The 16,456-nt window shown below is 73.5% G+C and carries 12 protein-coding genes; 10 read left to right on the forward strand and 2 right to left on the reverse strand.

The window, feature by feature from the left end; all coding sequences use genetic code 11:
• Nucleotides 1-14: 14 nt before the first annotated feature.
• Nucleotides 15-344, reverse strand: coding sequence for a hypothetical protein (locus AB0F68_RS22010; RefSeq protein WP_357341417.1), 330 nt, complete (start codon nucleotides 342-344; stop codon nucleotides 15-17).
• A 331-nt stretch (nucleotides 345-675) separates the two neighbouring features.
• Between AB0F68_RS22010 and AB0F68_RS22015 the strand changes: the two genes are divergently transcribed.
• The 4 genes from AB0F68_RS22015 to AB0F68_RS22030 all read left to right on the forward strand — a co-directional run bounded on the left by AB0F68_RS22015 (nucleotide 676) and on the right by AB0F68_RS22030 (nucleotide 6,279).
• On the forward strand, nucleotides 676-1,167 hold the full coding sequence (locus tag AB0F68_RS22015) for a DUF3145 domain-containing protein (RefSeq protein WP_357341418.1): 492 nt from the start codon (nucleotides 676-678) through the stop codon (nucleotides 1,165-1,167).
• A 25-nt stretch (nucleotides 1,168-1,192) separates the two neighbouring features.
• The gene (locus AB0F68_RS22020) at nucleotides 1,193-2,923 is read left to right on the forward strand and encodes a glycoside hydrolase family 3 protein (protein WP_357341419.1); all 1,731 of its coding nucleotides are present in this window, start codon (nucleotides 1,193-1,195) and stop codon (nucleotides 2,921-2,923) included.
• Between the two features lie 96 nt (nucleotides 2,924-3,019).
• On the forward strand, nucleotides 3,020-4,006 hold the full coding sequence (locus AB0F68_RS22025) for a glycosyltransferase family 2 protein (protein ID WP_357341420.1): 987 nt from the start codon (nucleotides 3,020-3,022) through the stop codon (nucleotides 4,004-4,006).
• Nucleotides 4,003-6,279: a hypothetical protein gene (locus AB0F68_RS22030; protein ID WP_357341421.1), complete on the forward strand. Its 2,277-nt coding sequence runs from the start codon at nucleotides 4,003-4,005 to the stop codon at nucleotides 6,277-6,279. Before AB0F68_RS22025 ends, AB0F68_RS22030 begins: the two co-directional genes overlap by 4 nt.
• A 55-nt stretch (nucleotides 6,280-6,334) precedes the next feature.
• On the opposite strand, the gene AB0F68_RS22035 is transcribed toward AB0F68_RS22030, so the two are convergent.
• Nucleotides 6,335-9,031 carry a sugar-binding protein gene (locus AB0F68_RS22035; protein ID WP_357341422.1) on the reverse strand — a complete coding sequence of 899 codons (2,697 nt, stop codon included), beginning with the start codon at nucleotides 9,029-9,031 and terminating at the stop codon, nucleotides 6,335-6,337.
• Between the two features lie 419 nt (nucleotides 9,032-9,450).
• Here AB0F68_RS22035 and AB0F68_RS22040 point away from each other — a divergent pair, with 419 nt between their 5' ends.
• From AB0F68_RS22040 to AB0F68_RS22065, 6 genes are all read left to right on the forward strand, one after another.
• The gene (locus AB0F68_RS22040; protein WP_357341423.1) at nucleotides 9,451-10,614 is read left to right on the forward strand and encodes an ROK family protein; all 1,164 of its coding nucleotides are present in this window, start codon (nucleotides 9,451-9,453) and stop codon (nucleotides 10,612-10,614) included.
• A gap of 49 nt (nucleotides 10,615-10,663) precedes the next feature.
• Entirely contained in the window at nucleotides 10,664-11,707 is a 1,044-nt protein-coding gene (locus AB0F68_RS22045) for an extracellular solute-binding protein (protein WP_357341424.1), read from the forward strand.
• A gap of 120 nt (nucleotides 11,708-11,827) precedes the next feature.
• A complete protein-coding gene (locus AB0F68_RS22050) occupies nucleotides 11,828-12,901 on the forward strand; it encodes an ABC transporter ATP-binding protein (protein WP_357341425.1) in 1,074 nt (357 codons plus the stop codon).
• Nucleotides 12,898-14,682, forward strand: a complete 1,785-nt coding sequence (locus tag AB0F68_RS22055) for an iron ABC transporter permease (RefSeq protein WP_357341426.1) — start codon at nucleotides 12,898-12,900, stop codon at nucleotides 14,680-14,682. The genes AB0F68_RS22050 and AB0F68_RS22055 overlap by 4 nt, the downstream gene beginning before the upstream one ends.
• Complete coding sequence (locus AB0F68_RS22060) at nucleotides 14,679-15,500, forward strand: creatininase family protein (protein WP_357341427.1); 822 nt, start codon at nucleotides 14,679-14,681, stop codon at nucleotides 15,498-15,500. Before AB0F68_RS22055 ends, AB0F68_RS22060 begins: the two co-directional genes overlap by 4 nt.
• On the forward strand, nucleotides 15,497-16,450 hold the full coding sequence (locus AB0F68_RS22065) for an amidohydrolase family protein (RefSeq protein WP_357341428.1): 954 nt from the start codon (nucleotides 15,497-15,499) through the stop codon (nucleotides 16,448-16,450). The genes AB0F68_RS22060 and AB0F68_RS22065 overlap by 4 nt, the downstream gene beginning before the upstream one ends.
• The last annotated feature ends 6 nt before the right edge of the window (nucleotides 16,451-16,456 follow it).

Below are 16,456 nucleotides of genomic sequence, written 5' to 3' on the forward strand. Positions count from 1 at the left end.
GCGGGTGAGGGCGCTCAGCCCTCGAAGACGCCGGCCTCGACGAGACGCTTCTCGGTCTTGTCCCAGCCGTGGTCCGGGTGGGTGGCGGCCAGCGCGTTGAGCTCGGCGCGGACCTTGGCGGCGTGGCCGGCGGCGGCCAGCACCCGGATCTCCTCGACGAAGGCCTCGGAGTCGGTGCGCAGGTGCGCGGTCTTGCCGTTGGTCAGGTTGCGCACGTAGGCGTGCTTGCCGCCGTTCAGCGGGATCACGTACTTGAACTCGCCCAGCACGCTGAGGGCGCCACCCTGGCCAGCCTGGCCGGCCCGGACTGACGCGCGCGCGGTCTTAGAGGTGTTGCTCGCCACGGAGGTACTCCTTGCAGACGTACGGGAGGACGGAAAACGTCCGGGGGCTGTATGTGCGGTTTGACGCCCGGGGTGAGCGTCAGCCCGCGAAGACGTGCGGCGGCACAGAACCGCCCAGAGAACTGTACACGACCACGACGCCTGGCTGGTCGTCGCGCCGTCAGGGAGCACAACCGGGTCAGCCGCCCGGGTATTTCCCGGCCCCGGGCACCGGCGAATTTTCCGATTCGCTGGCGCACCATCCGTCACTCAGGTCATCATGTGTTGCAGAGGCCACTCGCGTGGACGAGGTCGTAGGGGAAGACGCACCTCGGCTCACCGGGAGGTCACCGTGCCAACGCGTGGCGTCGTATACGTCCACTCGACCCCGCTCGCCGTGTGCTCGCACGTCGAGTGGGCGATCGCGCGCGTCCTCGCCGCGCCGGTCAACCTGCACTGGACGGCCCAGCCCGTCGATCCCGGGGCGCGGCGCGCCGAGTGCGGGTGGACCGGCAGCCCGGGGACGGGCGCCGAACTGGCTGCTGCCCTCCGGCAGTGGCCCATGATCCGTTTCGAGGTGACCGAGGAGCCCAGCCCGGGGGCCGACGGCGAGCGCTTCATGTACGTCCCGGGGCGCGGCCTGTTCCGGGCCACCGTCGGCGCGGCCGGTGACATCCAGCTCGGCGAGGACCGGCTGCGCAGCATCATGGCGTCCGCCCGGGCCCCGGAGGCGCTCGCGCACGCCCTCGACAAGGCGCTCGGCACCGCCTGGGACGCCGAACTGGAGCCCTACCGGTACGCCGGTGACGGCGCGCCGGTGACGCTGCTCACCCGGGTGGGGTGACGGAAGACCAAGTTGCCCCGATACGGTGGGGCCCGTGTCGATTTCCCCGCGCCGCGCCGGCGTCGCGCTCGCCGCACTGACCGCGCTGCTCGTCTCCGGGTGCTCGGGTGAGCCCGAACGGCCCCGAGCGACCCCGTCGAGCCCGGCGCCGGCCCCGTCGTCGGCCGCCCCCGCCCCGACCGGCGCCGACCCGGCCGCCCGGGCGGCCGCCCTGGTGGCGACGCTCTCCGACGAGGACCTGGTCGGCCAGGTGCTGATGCCGTACGCGTACGGCAGCTCGGCGACGAAGGTCTCGCCCGGCTCGGCGGCCGGCAACCGGGCGCTGGCCGGGGTGGACACCCCCGCGGAGATGGTCGCGAAATACCGCCTCGGCGGGCTGATCCTCGTCGGGTTCAGCGCCGACGACCCCACCTCGGGCAACCAGGCCACCACCAACGTCGACAACCCGAAGCAGGTCCGCGCGCTGACCGACGGCCTGCGCGCGGCCGCCGGCCGGCTGCCCGCCGGCCCCGCCCCCTTCCTGATCGGCACCGACCAGGAGTACGGCGTGGTCACCCGGATCACCGACGGGGTGACCCTGCTGCCCAGCCCGCTGGCCGCCGGGGCCGCCGGCAACCCGGCGCTCACCGAGGCCGCCTGGCGGGCCGCCGGCGCCGAGCTGGCCGCCATGGGCGTCAACCTGGACTTCGCCCCGGTCGCCGACGTGCTGGCCACCCGCAGCACGGTGATCGGCTCCCGCTCCTTCGGCGCCGACCCGGCGACCGCGTCGGCCCAGGTCGCCGGCGCGGTCCGCGGGTTGCAGGCCGAGGGGGTCGGCGCCGCCGTCAAGCACTTCCCCGGGCACGGCCTGACCGCCGCCGACTCGCACACCGACCTGCCGGTCGTCAGTCAGTCCCGGGCCGTGCTCGACCGCACCGCGTTCCCGCCGTTCCACGCCGGGATCGACGCCGGCGCCATGGCGGTGATGTCCGCCCACCTGGACGTCAAGGCGATCGACCCGGGCACCCCGGCCACCTTCTCCCGCAAGCTGCTCACCGACGTGCTCCGCGGGCAGCTCGGCTTCCAGGGCGTGGTGATCACCGACGGGATGAACATGGCGCCGGCCAAGCGGTGGTCGCCGGGGGAGGCCGCGGTCCGGGCGCTGAACGCCGGAAACGACCTCATCCTGATGACCCCGAACGTGGGCCAGGCGTACGACGGCCTGCGGGCCGCGCTCAAGGACGGCTCACTGCCCCGGACCCGGCTGGTCGAGGCGGTCACCCGGGTGCTGACCATGAAGTTCAAGCTGGCCGACCGTCCGGCGCCGGCGCTGTCGACGCTGGACAGCGCCGCGCACCGCAAGGCCGCCGCCGACCTCGCCGCCGCCGCGGTCACCATGCTGCGCGGCCGCTGCGGCAGCCCGGTGGCCGGCCCGGTCACCGTCACCTCCTCCGCCGGGCGGGACCGCACCCGGGCCGCGCTCACCGAGGCGCTCACCGCCGCCGGCGTGAAGGTGGTGCCGAGCGGCGGCACCGTGGTGCACCTCGTCGGGTACGGCGACGGGAGCAAGGACCTGCGCGCCGACGCCGCCGTGACGGTGGCCATGGACACCCCGTACGTGCTGGCCGGGGCGAAGTCGCCGAACCTGCTGGCCACCTACTCGTCCACCCGGGCGTCGATGACCGCGCTGGCCGCGGTGCTCGCCGGCAAGGCCCGCCCGACCGGCCGCTCGCCGGTGCGGGTGTCCGGCCTGCCGGCCACCACCTGCGGCACCTGACCGGGGTGGGCCCGGGCGACGGGCCCGGCCCCGGCCTGCCCGACTGGTAGCGTCGGCCGCGTCCGCCGCCGCCAGCGAAACGGAGGGTCGAGTGCCGTGACCGCGCCGCAGCCGGCCCTCTCCGTGGTGGTGCCGATCTTCAACGAGGAGGCCGTCCTCCCGCTGCTCGCCGTCCGGCTGCGTGGCGTGCTGGACGGGCTCGGCGAGGCGTACGAGGTGGTGGCCGTCGACGACGGCAGCACCGACGGCACCCCGGTGGCGCTGGCCGCGCTCCGGGTCGGCTGGCCCGAGCTGCGGGTGCTCCGGCTGCGCCGCAACAGCGGGCACCAGGCCGCCCTGCACGCCGGCCTGCTCCGCGCCCGCGGCGGACACGTGGTCAGCATCGACGCCGACCTCCAGGACCCCCCCGAGGTGATCGTCGAACTGCTCCGCCGGGCCCGCGCCGACGACCTGGACGTGGTCTACGCCGTGCGGGCCGACCGCAGCCGGGACACCCGGTTCAAACGGTGGACCGCGGGCGGCTACTACCGCCTGGTCCGGCGGCTGGTCGGCGAGCAGGTCCCCGCCCAGGCCGGCGACTTCCGGCTGCTCAGCCGGGCCGTGGTCGAGGCGCTGCGGGAGCTGCCCGAGCGCAGCCCGGTGCTCCGGCTGGTGGTGCCCTGGCTCGGCTTCCCCAGCGCCGAGGTGACCTACGAGCGGCAGGAACGCGCCGCCGGCCGGACGAAGTACCCGCTGTCCCGGATGGCCGGGCTGGCCGCCGAGAGCGTCACCAGCTTCTCCGCCGCCCCGCTGCGGGTGGCCACCTGGCTGGGCCTGGTCGGCGTGGCGGTCTGCGGGGTGCTGGTGGTGGTGGCGGTGCTGGCCTGGTTCGCCGGCGCCACGGTCAGCGGCTGGCCCTCGCTCTACGTGGCGATCCTCTTCCTCGGCGCGGTGCAGCTGCTCTGCCTCGGCCTGCTCGGCGAGTACGTGGCCCGGATCTACACCGCCGTCCAGGGCCGGCCCGCGTACGTGGTCGCCGGGGACAGCGCCGCCGGCGGGCCGGCCCGCCCGGACACCGCCGAGCTGGCCGACAGCCTGCGGTGACCGCGCTCGCCACCGGCGCCGCCCCGGCGGGCGTCGGCCCGCGCCGCCGTCCGGCCGCCCTGCGCTGGGCGCCGGCCGTCGCCGGGTACGCCGCCGTGGTGGCCGTGCTGCTCGCCGCCGGCACCCCGGCCGGCGCGATCGCCCGCTGGACCGCGTATGCGTCGCTGGCCGTGCTGCTCCCCGGCACCCTGGTGTTCCGCGCGCTGCGGCGCCGGCCGCACACCCTGGTCGAGGACCTGGCCATGGGCGCGGCCGTCGGCCTGGTGCTGGAACTGGTCGCCTGGGCCGGGTTCACCGCCGTCGGGCTGCCCGGCTGGCTGCGGCTCTGGCCGCTGGCCGTGGTGGTGCCGTTCGCCGTGGTGCCCCGGCTGCGCCGGCACTGGCGGGTCCGCCACCCCACCGTGGTCCCGGCGGGCTGGGCCTGGTCGCTGGCCGGGGTGGTGGCCGGCTTCACCCTCTACCTGTACGGCTCGTTCCTCGCCGTCAACCCGGTGCTCCCCACCGACGAGGGGCAGGCCCAGTACATCGACCTGGCCTTCCAGCTCTCCATCGCCGGGGCGGCCACCCACCAGGTGCCGCCGGAGGTGCCGCAGGTCGCCGGGGAGCCGCTGCACTACCACTGGTTCGGCTTCGCCCACCTGGCCGCCACCAGCCTGGTCAGCGGGGTCGACCTGCCCACGGTGCTGTTCCGGCTCGCCGTCCCCGCGCTCTGCGCGCTCGCCGCCGTGCTGATGGCCGTGGTCGGCTGGCGGATCAGCGGCCGGCCGTACGCCGGGGTGGTGGCCGCCGCGCTGCTGTTCACCGTGGGCGAGTTCGGCTTCGAGAACGGCTGGCGGCAGCTCTTCGGCAGCCAGGCCACCTTCATCGTCTGGGGCAGCCCGTCGATGACGTACAGCTGGCTGCTGCTGCTGCCGCTGATCGCCGCGCTCGGCGAGATCGCCGGCCGGGCCCGCGGGGTGACCGTGCCCGCGCTGGGCCGCGGCGCCTGGGCGCTGGCGGCGCTCTTCCTGGTCGCGTCGACCGGCGCGAAGGCCAGCTCGCTGCCGGTGGTGCTGGCCGCGCTCGGGCTCACCGCCGCGGTGACCCTGGTGGTCCGTCGCCGGCTGCCCCGGCGCCTGCTGGTCGCCACCGGGCTGGCGGTGGCCGCGCAGTTCTTCGCCACCGCGGTGCTGTTCGCCTTCGAGAGCCACGGGGTGGTCCTCGACCCGCTCTCCGGGCTGCGCCCGTACGTGCCGACCGACCGTCCGGCCGGGGTGACCACGCTCTTCTGGGTGCTGGTCGCGCTGGCGTTCCTGCTCAACCTCCAGCTCCGGGTGGCCGGCGCCCTGGCCCTGCTGCGGCTGCGCCGGTGGCGGCCCGAGCCGGTGCAGGTGTTCCTGCTCGGCGGCGCGCTCGCCGGCCCGGCGATCTACCTGCTCGTCGGGCATCCCGGCAGCAGCAACCAGTACTTCACCCGGACCGGGTTCGCCTTCGGCGTGCTGCTCTCCGCCTGGGGCTGGGCCGAGGTGGCCGAGCGGGCCGCCCTCTCCGCCCGGGGCCGGTGGCTGCTGGGCGCGGGCACCGCCGGGTTCGCCGTGCTGCTCACCGCGGTGCAGCTCGACTCCGCGGTCAGCACGCCGGCCGTTCCCGCGTACGCCCCGGTGCTGCCGCTGCTGCGCTGGGCCGCCGTGCTGGCCGTGCCGGTGGTGCTGGCGGCCCTGTGCTGGCCGGCCCTGGTGGGGCGCTGGCCCGGGCTGGCCGGCCGGGGCGGGCTGCTGCTGCTCACCGCCGTGCTGGCCGCCGGGGCGCCGGGGCTGGTGCTGGACGCCGCGGCGACCCGGGTCCACCCGAACGGCGGGGCGTACCCGGTGGTGGCGATGCCCGCCTCCCGGGTCGAGGCGGCCCGCTGGGTGCGGGCGCACAGCGCCCCGGACGACGTGCTCGCCACCAACGCGCACTGCCGGGAGGTGGTGGACGGCTGGTGCGACGCCCGCTCGTTCTGGCTCAGCGGCTACGCCGAGCGGTCGGTGCTGGTCGAGGGGTGGGCGTTCGCGCCCCGGATGGTCGGCCGGCCGGACGGCCCGTACGCGCCGTTCTGGGACGCCGACCGGCAACGCGCCAACGACAGGGCCTTCACCGCACCGACCGCCGCGGGACTCGCCGCCCTGCGCGACCGGTACGGGGTGCGCTGGCTGGTGGTGGACCGCCAGGTCGGTACCGAGTCACCGGCGCTGCGCACGCTCGCCGACCTGCGCTTCGAGAACTCCCGGACGGCCGTCTACCGGCTGCGCTGACAGGAAGGGCCCCTTGTTGACAGACGTCTGGTGACAAGGGGCCCTTCCTTCGGCCTCAGCGGAGGGGGAGCTGGCGGGCCAGCGCCGCGCCGTCCGCCTCGTATGCGGCCAGCAGCGACGTCGGGGTACCGGCGGTCACCGGCACCACCACGGTCACCGGCGAGCCGGCGGTCAGGGGCACCGTGCGGTCGCCCGTGGGCCGGTCACCGTCCCAGCCGTACAGGTAAGCGGTGCCGGCCCGGTCCGCCTCTAGAGTGACCGAGACGCCGCCGGTGACCGTACGGGCGCCGGTAAGCCGCAGCGCCGTCGCCGGCAACCGCGGCACGGCCGCCGGGGCCACTCCGTCCCTCGCCGACTGGGCGATGGTCTGCGGGCTGTGCACGCTTCGCGCGGCGGTGTCGGGGAAGACCGGCGCGCTCGGCTGGCGGGCCGCCGGCGCGTACCCGGGCAGGGTGACCAGGCCGTACCGGTACGGATCGGCCCGTACGCCGGTGAAGGTGGACCAGCCCAGCCGGGACTGGGAGGTCAGGTCCTGGGTGTCCGAGTCGTAGACCAGCACGTTGAAGCCCATCCGGGCCGGGTCGACCGCGTCCGGCAGCACCGCGAACGGAATACTCGCCTCGATGGTGTAGCCGGTGTACGGCGCACTGACCTTGCTGACCACGGTCATCCCCGGCGCGGTCGCCGCGCCCGGCCCCTGGCGGTTGTCGGCGTCCCGCTGCCAGCAGGGCGGGTCGCCCTTGGTCGGGTCGTCGGTGACCGGGAAGATGCCCGCCTTGAACACGGTGGAGGTGTCCGCCGAGTTTCCCTTCGGGTCGACGATGATCTCCACGCTGTCGGTGCGGCGCTGCCGCTTGCAGTCCTGCGGCACCACCTTCGTGCCGAGCACGTCGTCGGTGACCTGTACGAGGACCTTCAGGGCGTCCTCCGTCCAGGCGATCCGGCCGGTCGCCGAGGCGTCCTGCGGCGTGGTGGCCTCGCCCTCCCAGATCCGGGAGAGGTCCAGCTCCGGGCCGGGGTACTCGCCGGGAGTGGCCACCCCGTCCACCGCATGGCCGGTCCCGGCGTGCGGCACCTCGCTGGTGGGTACGAGCTCCAGGGCGCCGGTCTCGACGGTGCTGCCGACGGCGCTGGTGGTGGTGATGGTGATCCCGTAGTCGCCGTCCGTGCCACCGGAGTTGGCGGTGGGCAGGGTGGCGTCGGTGTTGGTGACGGTGAAGTTCACCGCGCCGGTCGCACCGGGGGCCAGGTCGGGGTAGCTCTTCGTGGCCGCGTCAGCGGCGAACCCCTTCGGCAGGCCGAGGCTGACCTCGCCGTGCTGCGCGGTCTCGCCGTGGTTGCGCAGGTCCACCCGGACCGTACGGCTCTGCGCGGAGCCGAGGCTGAGGACCGGCTTGATCAGAGTGTCCAGCTGCGGGTAACCGCTCGCGCCGGCCCAGTCCCGGAAGATACCCACCTCGGGCAGCGGTTCCAGGGTGCCCCGCACGTCGGCGACCACCCGGACCGCCCGGTCGGTACGCCCGGCGCCCTGCGCGGTGGTCAGGGTCGCGCCGACCAGCCGCTGCTGGTTGGTGTCGGCGTTGGCCGGCACGGTGACGGTGAAGGTGGCGGTCCGCTGCCCGCCCGCCGGCACCGCGCCGCCCAGGGAGCCGGAGTCGGTGGCGGTCCAGCCCTGCGGCAGCCGCAACGCGAGCCGGGGCGAGGTCAGGGCCTGGTTCCGGGGTGCCCGGATGTGCGCGGTCACCTCGACGGTCTCGCCCGGGGCGAGGTCGAACCGGTCGGTGGTCAGGTACAGCTCGGTGCCCCGGGGCAGCTCGCCGGCCGCGGCCGGCAGCACCGAGCCGCGCAGGACCGCCTCCGGGGAGGTGTCCGCCGGGTCGTACGGGATCCGGCTGTCGACCAGGGTGTAGAAGTCGCAGCGGATCTTCGCGGGGTCGGTCGGGGCGGCGGCGCTGCCGGCCCAGCCCTGGGTGGCGTAGTCGCGGCGGGCGTCCACCTCGATCTCCGCCCAGCTCTTCCCGGTGCTGCTCGGGGTGCCCTCCCAGACGCCGAAGACCTGGTCGGTCGGCACCGTGGGGACGAAGCTCGACGCGCACGCCGGGCCGGCGGATGAGGTGCCGGTGCCACCCGTACGCAGGAACTTCGCCGGGCGGAACGGCCGCAGGCCCTCCTTGGCGAGCTGCTCCGGGAAGGCCGTCGGGTCGGCGGCGGCGTAGAACGCCTCGGCGGCGAACCGGGCGGCTTGCTGGTGGTTGCCGTGGTTGCCCGGGGTCGGTGACGGGTTCATCGTCATCACGATCTCCGGCCGGGTCTGCCGAATCACCCGCACGATCTGGGCGAGCGTGTCGTCGTGCCCCCAGATCCGCTCCGAGAGCGGAGCGGAGGCGGTGTACCAGAAGTCGACCCGGTCCAAGTTGTACAGGTTCTCCACCCCGGCCTTGCCGATCGCGGTGCGCTCCTCGCGCTCCCGGATGATGCCGAGTGGTGGGCCCTCCTCGAGACCGACGGCGTTGCCGCCGCCCTCGCCCCGGGTGATGGTGACGACGCCGGCCTTCGCGCCGTATCGCTCCTTCCACTGGCCCAGGGTCGCGAGGCTGCCCGCCTCGTCGTCGGGGTGGGCGCTGACGAAGAGCACGTCGAGGTCGACGGCGTCGGCGGGGCGGCTGGCCGTGGGGGCGGCGAGAGCCGGGCCCGGGACCCCGGAGAGGGCCAGGGCGAGTGCCGTGGGTAGCAGGAACGCCTTGATTCGCATGCGGATCCTTCCGGCTGTGGCGAGGTCCGGACAGCGGCCATCGCCGTCGGACGCGCACTGCGTCGACGTGGCGGTCGTGTTCGGACAGTCGGGTGGGTGGGCGGCGGGACGGCGGGCGCCCACCGGCGCCCGGGGTCACCGGGTACGCAGCGGCACGGGACTCCGTACACACTGGAAGGCCTTCGCCGGTGACGCTAGGGACCAGCGCGGCGAACCGTCAATGCTGTGGAAGCTTTTTTCTTAATTTGCGGAAGAAACTAAGTGGTCGTCAATGGGCGCTTCTGGACCCGGCTCGGCGACGGACCGCTGTCTCACGGCAGTCGACCCGTGGACATTTCCGCAGCTCATCACCGCCTCCTGCTGCGGCCGAGACGTTTTCGTTACTTGACTAGATACTTCGTTCGCCGTAGGAAGGAACTGTGACTGACGTGGTGACGCCACCGATGAGCCCGGTGAGCCGGGAGCGGTCGAAGGAGATCAAGCGGCTCTCCGTGATCTCCGCCGCCCGCCAGGTGCGGGTGCTCTCCCGTGCCGAGCTGACCGAACTCACCGGGTTGAGCCCGGCCACGCTCACCCCCTTGGTTCGCGATTTGATCGCCGAGGGCTACCTGATCGAGCGCGGACCCGGCGCGTCCCGGGCCGGACGGCCACGGGCGATGCTGGAGTTCAACCCGCGCGCCGAACTGGTCGCCGCCGTCTCGCTGGAGCCGTCCCGGATCAGCTGCGAGATCGCCGACAGCGACGGCGCGGTGGTCGCCCACCGCACGGTCCGGCTCACCGGCGGCATCGTCGACCTGATCTGCAAGGCGGTGCCCGAGCTGGCCGGCGACGGGCTGCCAGCGCTGCGCGGGGTGGCCATCGCCGCCCCCGGCGTCTCCTCCGGTGGCGCGGTCCGGCTCGCCCCGTCGGTCGGCCTGGTCGAGGGGCAACCGATAGGGGAGTCGGTCCAGCGGCGGCTCGGCGTGCCGGTGGTGGTGGACAACGACGTGAACCTGATGGCCGCCGGCGAGCACGCCGCCGGTGCCGGCGTGGACGTCGCCGACCTCCTCCTGCTGCACGTGGCCGACGGCATCGGCGCCGGCCTGGTGTTGGACGGACAGGTCCGTCGTGGTGCCGGCGGGGCGGCCGGCGAGGTGGGCTTCCTGCCGCTGGATCCGGCCGACCGGGGGCACGACGGGATCGGCCCGTTCGAGGCCCGCTGGTCGGAGAGCGCCATCGCCGAGCAGGTGGTGGCCCTGGCCCCGGGTCGCCGTCCCGAGTCGTCCGTCCGGGCGCTGGTGGACCTGGCCGCCGCCGACGACCGGGCTGCTGCCTACCTGGACCAGGTGCTCGCTGCCTGGTCCCGGCTCATCGTCTCCTGCGCCTGCGTGGTCGACCCCGGCCGGGTCCTGCTCAGCGGAGCTGCCGCCGAGCTGGACGACGCCGCAGTGGACCGGCTCCAGGCCCTGGTCTCCGCCGCCGCGCCGAGCCCGACCGAGGTACGCCGGGCGGTCCTCGGCGACCGGGCGGTGCTGCACGGCGCGGTCAGCTACGCGCTCTCCGCCGCCGCCGCGGGACTGTCCACCCTGCCGCCGGTCCCCTGACCTTCCCCTCAGAACAACGCATTTCCCCCACACCCCTCGGAGGTACCACATGAGACGTCGACTCCTTCTCGCCGGAGCGCTCGCCGCCGTCCTCGCCGCCGGCACGGCCTGCGGTGGCGGCTCGAACGACAACGCCGCCGGCGGCACCGAGAAGCTGACGATCTACACGGCCCGCGACAAGAAGGTCGCCACCTTCGTCGTCGACAAGTTCACCGCCAAGTACCCCGAGTACAAGGGCAAGGTCGAGGTGCTCAACCTCGGCGCGCAGGAGATCCTGGAGCGGGTCCGGGCCGAGAAGGCCAACCCGCAGGCCGACGTCTGGTGGGGCGGCACCCAGCAGGGGCTGGCCGCCGGGGCCACCGAGGACCTGCTCGCCCCCTGGCAGCCCTCCTTCGCCGGCAAGATGGACGCCAAGTTCAAGGACCCCGAGGGCCGCTGGTTCGGCGAGATTCTGCTGCCCGAGGTCATCATGTACAACAACAAGGCCCTTACCCCGGAGCAGGCCCCAAAGGACTGGGACGACCTGCTGAAGCCGGAGTGGAAGGACAAGATCATCATCCGTGACGTGGCGGCCTCCGGCACGATGCGCTCGATCTACGCCTCGATGATCCAGCGGCAGTCGCCGGACGGCAGCAACCCGCAGCCCGGCTACGACTGGCTGAAGAAGCTCGACGCCAACACCGGCGCGTACGCGGCCAACCCGACCGACCTCTACCTGAAGATGTCCCGCCAGCAGGGCGTCCTCAGCGCCTGGAACCTGCAGGACATCCTGCTCCAGGCCAACCAGTCCAACATGCCGTTCGGGTACGTGATGCCGGCCTCCGGCGCTCCGGTCCTGGTCGATGGCCTGGCCGCGGTCAAGGGCGGCAACACCACCGGCGCGCAGAAGTTCATCGAGTTCCTGTTCGACGACTCGCTCCGCGCCGACCTGGCCAAGGACTACTACCAGATCCCGGCGGTGGACATCGCCGAGAAGCCGGAGTGGCTGAACCAGCTCAACCTCAAGCCGCTGGATGTCAACTGGGACGTGGTCGGCAAGAACGAGACCGAGTGGATCAACCACTGGAACAGCCAGATCAAGAACAAGGGCTGACCTCCGGGGTGCCGGGTCGCGTGACCGCACCCGGCACCCCGCCTCTCGTACGCACCGCCAGACCGGGTCTGGCCCACCCACCACCGGTCGGACCCGGTACCGCATGCAAGGAGAGACATCATGATCGATGTCACGCTGGAGTCGGTGAGCAAGAGCTTCGCGCGCGCCGGCGACACCGCGGCCGTCGACGACGTCGACATCAGGATCGCCGCCGGGGAGTTCTTCACCCTGCTCGGCCCGAGCGGCTGCGGCAAGACCACCACCTTGCGCATGGTGGCCGGCTTCTACTTCCCCACCTCTGGCCGGATCCGGTTCGGCGAGGAGGACGTCACCCACCGGCCGCCGAACAAGCGCGACACCGGCATGGTGTTCCAGAACTACGCGCTCTTCCCGCACATGACCGTGGCGCAGAACGTCGCGTACGGCCTGAAGATCCGCAAGGTCGGCCGGGCCGAGTCGAAGCGGCGGGTCGAGGAGGCGCTGGGCCAGGTGCACCTGGCCGGCTACGGCGACCGCCGGATCGACCAGCTCTCCGGCGGCCAGCAGCAGCGCGTCGCGCTGGCCCGGGCCCTGGTCATCCGGCCCCGCACCCTGCTGCTCGACGAGCCGCTGTCCAACCTCGACGCCAAGCTGCGCGAGGAGACCCGGGTCGAGATCCGCCGGATCCAGAAGGAGAGCGGCACCACCGCCATCTACGTCACGCACGACCAGGCCGAGGCGATGGCGATGTCCGACCGGATCGCCGTCATGGAGTCCGGCCGGGTCCAGCAGATCGGCGCGCCGCAGGAGATCTACCACCGGCCGACGAACGCGTTCGTCGCCCGGTTCATCGGCCGGAGCAACGTGCTCGGCCTGCCGGTGGCCGCCGCCGGCCCGCAGACCGTCACCGTGGCGCTGCCCGGCGGCGAGCAGGTGACCGTGGCCGCGCCTGCCGACCACGGGCTGCGCGAGAACGGGACGGCGCTGGTCTCCGTCCGGCCCGAGCACATCGGGCTCACCTCGCCCACCGAGGCGGGCGCGCTCACCGGGCGGGTGACCGAGCTGGAGTTCACCGGCATGTCCACCAACCTGATGGTCGACGTGGCCGGCGAGCCGGTGCAGGTCACCGCCATCGACGTGCCCGTCGGGCTGGCAGCGGGCGATCAGGTCGGGCTGCGCCTGCCGCAGGAGCGGATGTGGGTGGTGCGGCCGTGAGCACCATCCCGGTAACCCCGAGTGCGGCCACCGTCCCGCCGGTCACCGAGGATCCGACGCCGCCCCGCGCCCGCCGGCCCGCCCGGCTCGCCGGCGGCGCCAACTCCCGCTGGTTCCCGTACCTGCTGGTCTTCCCGCTGGCCCTGATCCTCTTCGGGTACGTGGTGCAGCCGATGTTCGCCACCTTCGCGGAGAGCGTCGGGGCGGACGGCCTGGCGAACTACACCGTCTTCCTCAGCGGCGACGGGGTGGCCCGCTCCTCGCTGGTCACCTCGCTGGGGATCTCCGCGGCCAGCGTGGTGCTCTGTGGCATCGTCGGGGTGGCGATGGCGTTCCTGCTCAAGCGCTTCTCGTTCCCGGGCCGCCGGCTGATCGAGGCCATCATCCTGGTGCCGGCGGCGCTGCCGCCGCTGATCGGGGCGATCTCGTTCCAACTGCTCTACAGCGAGACCGGCATCCTGCCGCGCGGCCTTCAGCACCTGTTCGGCACGGAGAACCCGGTGCTGCCGTTCAGCGGTGTCGCGGGAGTGCTGGTGGTGCACACGTTCACCATGTATCCGTTCTTCTACCTGGCGACCTCGGCCGCGCTGGTCGGCATGGACCCGTCGGTGGAGGAGGCGGCGTACAACCTGGGTGCCGGCCGGGTCCGGGTCTGGCGCACGGTGCTGTTGCCGATGCTCACCCCCGCGCTGGTCTCCGCCTCGCTGCTGGTCTTCATGACGTCGCTGGCGTCGTACACCGCCCCGCTGCTGTTCGGGGTGGACCAGACGATGACCATGCAGATCTACATCAACCGCACCAACGGCGACCTGCCCATGGCCTCCACGTACGCCGCCGTGCTGGGCGTGGTGTCGGTGCTCTTCCTGCTCGGCATGCGCTGGTACGAGGGACGGCGCAGCTACCGGTCCCAGTCCAAGGGCGTCGCCTCGCACCGCCGGGAGATCACCAACCCGATCGGCCGATGGCTGGCCCTGCTCGCCTCGGTGCTCGCCACCGTGGTGCTGCTCGCCCCGGTGGGCACGATCGCCCTGGTGGCGTTCTCGCAGGACGGCTCGTGGACGACCGAGGTGATCCCCGCGGCGTACACCACGCAGAACTTCGTCACGATCTTCTCCGACCCGGAGGCGTACCGTCCGATCGTCAACTCGCTGCAGATGAGCCTGATCGCCACCGTCGGCTGCGTCGTGATCGGCGTGCTCGTCGCGTACGCGGTGCGCCGGCTGGACTTCCGCGGTCGCGGCCTCCTCGACGTGGCGGTCATGCTGGCCTGGGCGCTGCCCGGCACGGTGGTGGCGATCAACCTGATCTCGGCGTTCAGCACCGGCAACGCGTTCAGCTTCGGGCAGGTGCTGATCGGCACCTTCTGGATCATGCCGCTGGCGTACTTCGTGCGGTTCCTGCCGCTGGTGTTCCGCTCCAGTTCGGCGACGCTGGCCCAGCTCGACCCGTCGCTCGAGGAGGCCGCCCGCAACCTCGGCGCGCCCTGGTGGCGGGCGTTCGGCACAGTCACCCTGCGGCTGATGCTGCCGGGCGTGCTCGCTGGCGCGCTGCTTGCCTTCGTGCACGGCGTCGGCGAGTTCGTCGCCTCGGTGCTCATCTACACCTCGCAGACCGCACCGATCTCCGTCGAGATCAACAACCGTATGTACTCGTTCGAGGTGGGCACCGCCGCCGCGTACGGCATGCTCCAGATCGCCCTGATCTTCGTGGTGATGGTGGTCTCCGGGCGGCTGGAGAGCGGCCGGAAGGCCAGCCGGGAGGCGGCGCAGTGGACGGCGTGACGGACCGTTGGCCGGCGGGCGGCGGGCTGCTACCCGCCGCCCGGATCCCCGGCGGGGAGCTCGCCGCGGTCGCCGCGGCGGCGGACTTCGCGGTGCTCCCGGTGGGCGCGGTCGAGTGGCACGGCCCGCACCTGCCGCTCGGCACCGACCTGATCCTCGCCGAGGGCTTCGCCGGGGAGAGCGCCGCGGCCGGCCCAGGGCCGCGCGGCGTGCTCTTCCCCGCCGTCGCGTACGCGGCCTGCCCGGGGCAGACCCGGCCCTGGCCGGGGACGGTCGCGATCCGGCCGGAGATCGCGGTCGGCTACCTCGCCGACGTGATCGAGGGCATCGTCACGGCCGGCTTTCCCCGGCTGCTGGTCGTCAACGGCCACGACGCCAACATGTCCACGGTCCGGGCCGCGATGGAGTGGGTCTCCGGCCGGTGTACCGCCAGCCTGCTCCTGGTCAACTGGTTCCAGCTCGTCACCCCGGCGGAGACGACGGAGATCTACGGTGCGGCGCCGGCCCGGGGACACGGGGGGGCGTACGAGACCTCCGGGGTGCTCGGGTTCGACCCCGGCGCGGTACGCCTCGACGCCGCCACCGACCTGCCGCCGAAGCCCAAGCTGCCGGTGACCCATCCGTACGTGCTGGTCGAGTCCCGCCCCGATCCCTGGCAGGGCTGGTCGGGGCACGTCTCGCTGGCCAGCGAGGAGGCCGGCCGGACGGTACGGGCGCTCGCCGCCGAGCGGCTGCGGGAGACAGTGGCCGCCTGGGTGGCCGCCCCACCGCCGTCCCCGCCCACCGCCGACCCGCTGCCGAACAGGGGAGAGTCATGACCGCCGATCGAGGACTGGACGTCGTCGACTTCCACCTGCACTTCCGGATCGGCGCCGACGACACCATCCACGCCTGCGAGCAGGCCGCCGGCATGCACCCGGGCGGCGAGCACGAGCGGGCGGTACGGGCCGCCGGTTCGGCCCCGTACGCCCGGCAGTGGCGCCAGGCGTGGGGCTTCCCCGACCCGGAACCGCCCGCCGAGCATTGGCAGGACGAGGCCGACCGCTGGGCCGACGAGCTGCGCGCGGTCGGAGTCCGCAGGGCAGTTTTCGTCACCGGCGGCGGCAACGACACCCTCGCCGACGTGGTCGACCGTCACCCGGACCTGTTGCTCGGCTTCGCCCACCACGACCCGTACGGCCCGGACGCCGCAGGCGAGCTGGACCGCGCGGTGACCGAGCGCGGCCTGCGCGGGCTGAAGCTGTTCGCCCCGCTGCTGCGCGGGTCGCTGGACCACGAGGATCTGGACTCGCTCTGGGGCACCGCCCAGCGCCTCGGCGTGCCGGTCCTGATCCACATCGGGCACTACGGCAGCGCCGGTGGCCTCAGCATCGGCCGGTACGGCGGCCCGGAGGAGCTGGCCCGGATGGCCCGCCGCTTCCCGGAGCTGGCCGTGGTGGTGCCGCACTTCGGCGTGCAGCACGTGCAGGAGCTCTTCTTCGCCGCATGGGACTGTCCCAATATCCACATCGACACGTCCGGCTCAAACCAGTGGGTGCGCTGGATGCCGTACAAGCTGACGCTGGAGGACCTCTTCCGCCGCTGCTACGAGACGATCGGCCCGCACCGGATCGTCTTCGGCAGCGACTCGTCCTGGTTCCCGCGCGGCTACGTCACCCGCTACCTCGACGACCAGCTCCGGGTCTGCCGTGAGCTGGGGATGCCCGACGACCACCTGCGGGCGATCTTCGCCGGCAACGCCGAACGACTGCTCGGCCTGACCGACTGACCGGCC

Origin of the sequence: Micromonospora sp. NPDC023966, assembly GCF_040639095.1 — a bacterium.
Taxonomy (GTDB): Bacteria; Actinomycetota; Actinomycetes; order Mycobacteriales; family Micromonosporaceae; genus Micromonospora.

Excerpts from the sequence above, each read along its gene's own strand:
- AB0F68_RS22035 (WP_357341422.1), bottom strand. The coding sequence starts at position 9,031 with ATGCGAATCAAGGCGTTCCTGCTACCCACGGCACTCGCCCTGGCCCTC.
- AB0F68_RS22045 (WP_357341424.1), top strand. The coding sequence starts at position 10,664 with ATGAGACGTCGACTCCTTCTCGCCGGAGCGCTCGCCGCCGTCCTCGCC.
- AB0F68_RS22050 (WP_357341425.1), top strand. The coding sequence starts at position 11,828 with ATGATCGATGTCACGCTGGAGTCGGTGAGCAAGAGCTTCGCGCGCGCC.
- AB0F68_RS22065 (WP_357341428.1), top strand. The coding sequence starts at position 15,497 with ATGACCGCCGATCGAGGACTGGACGTCGTCGACTTCCACCTGCACTTC.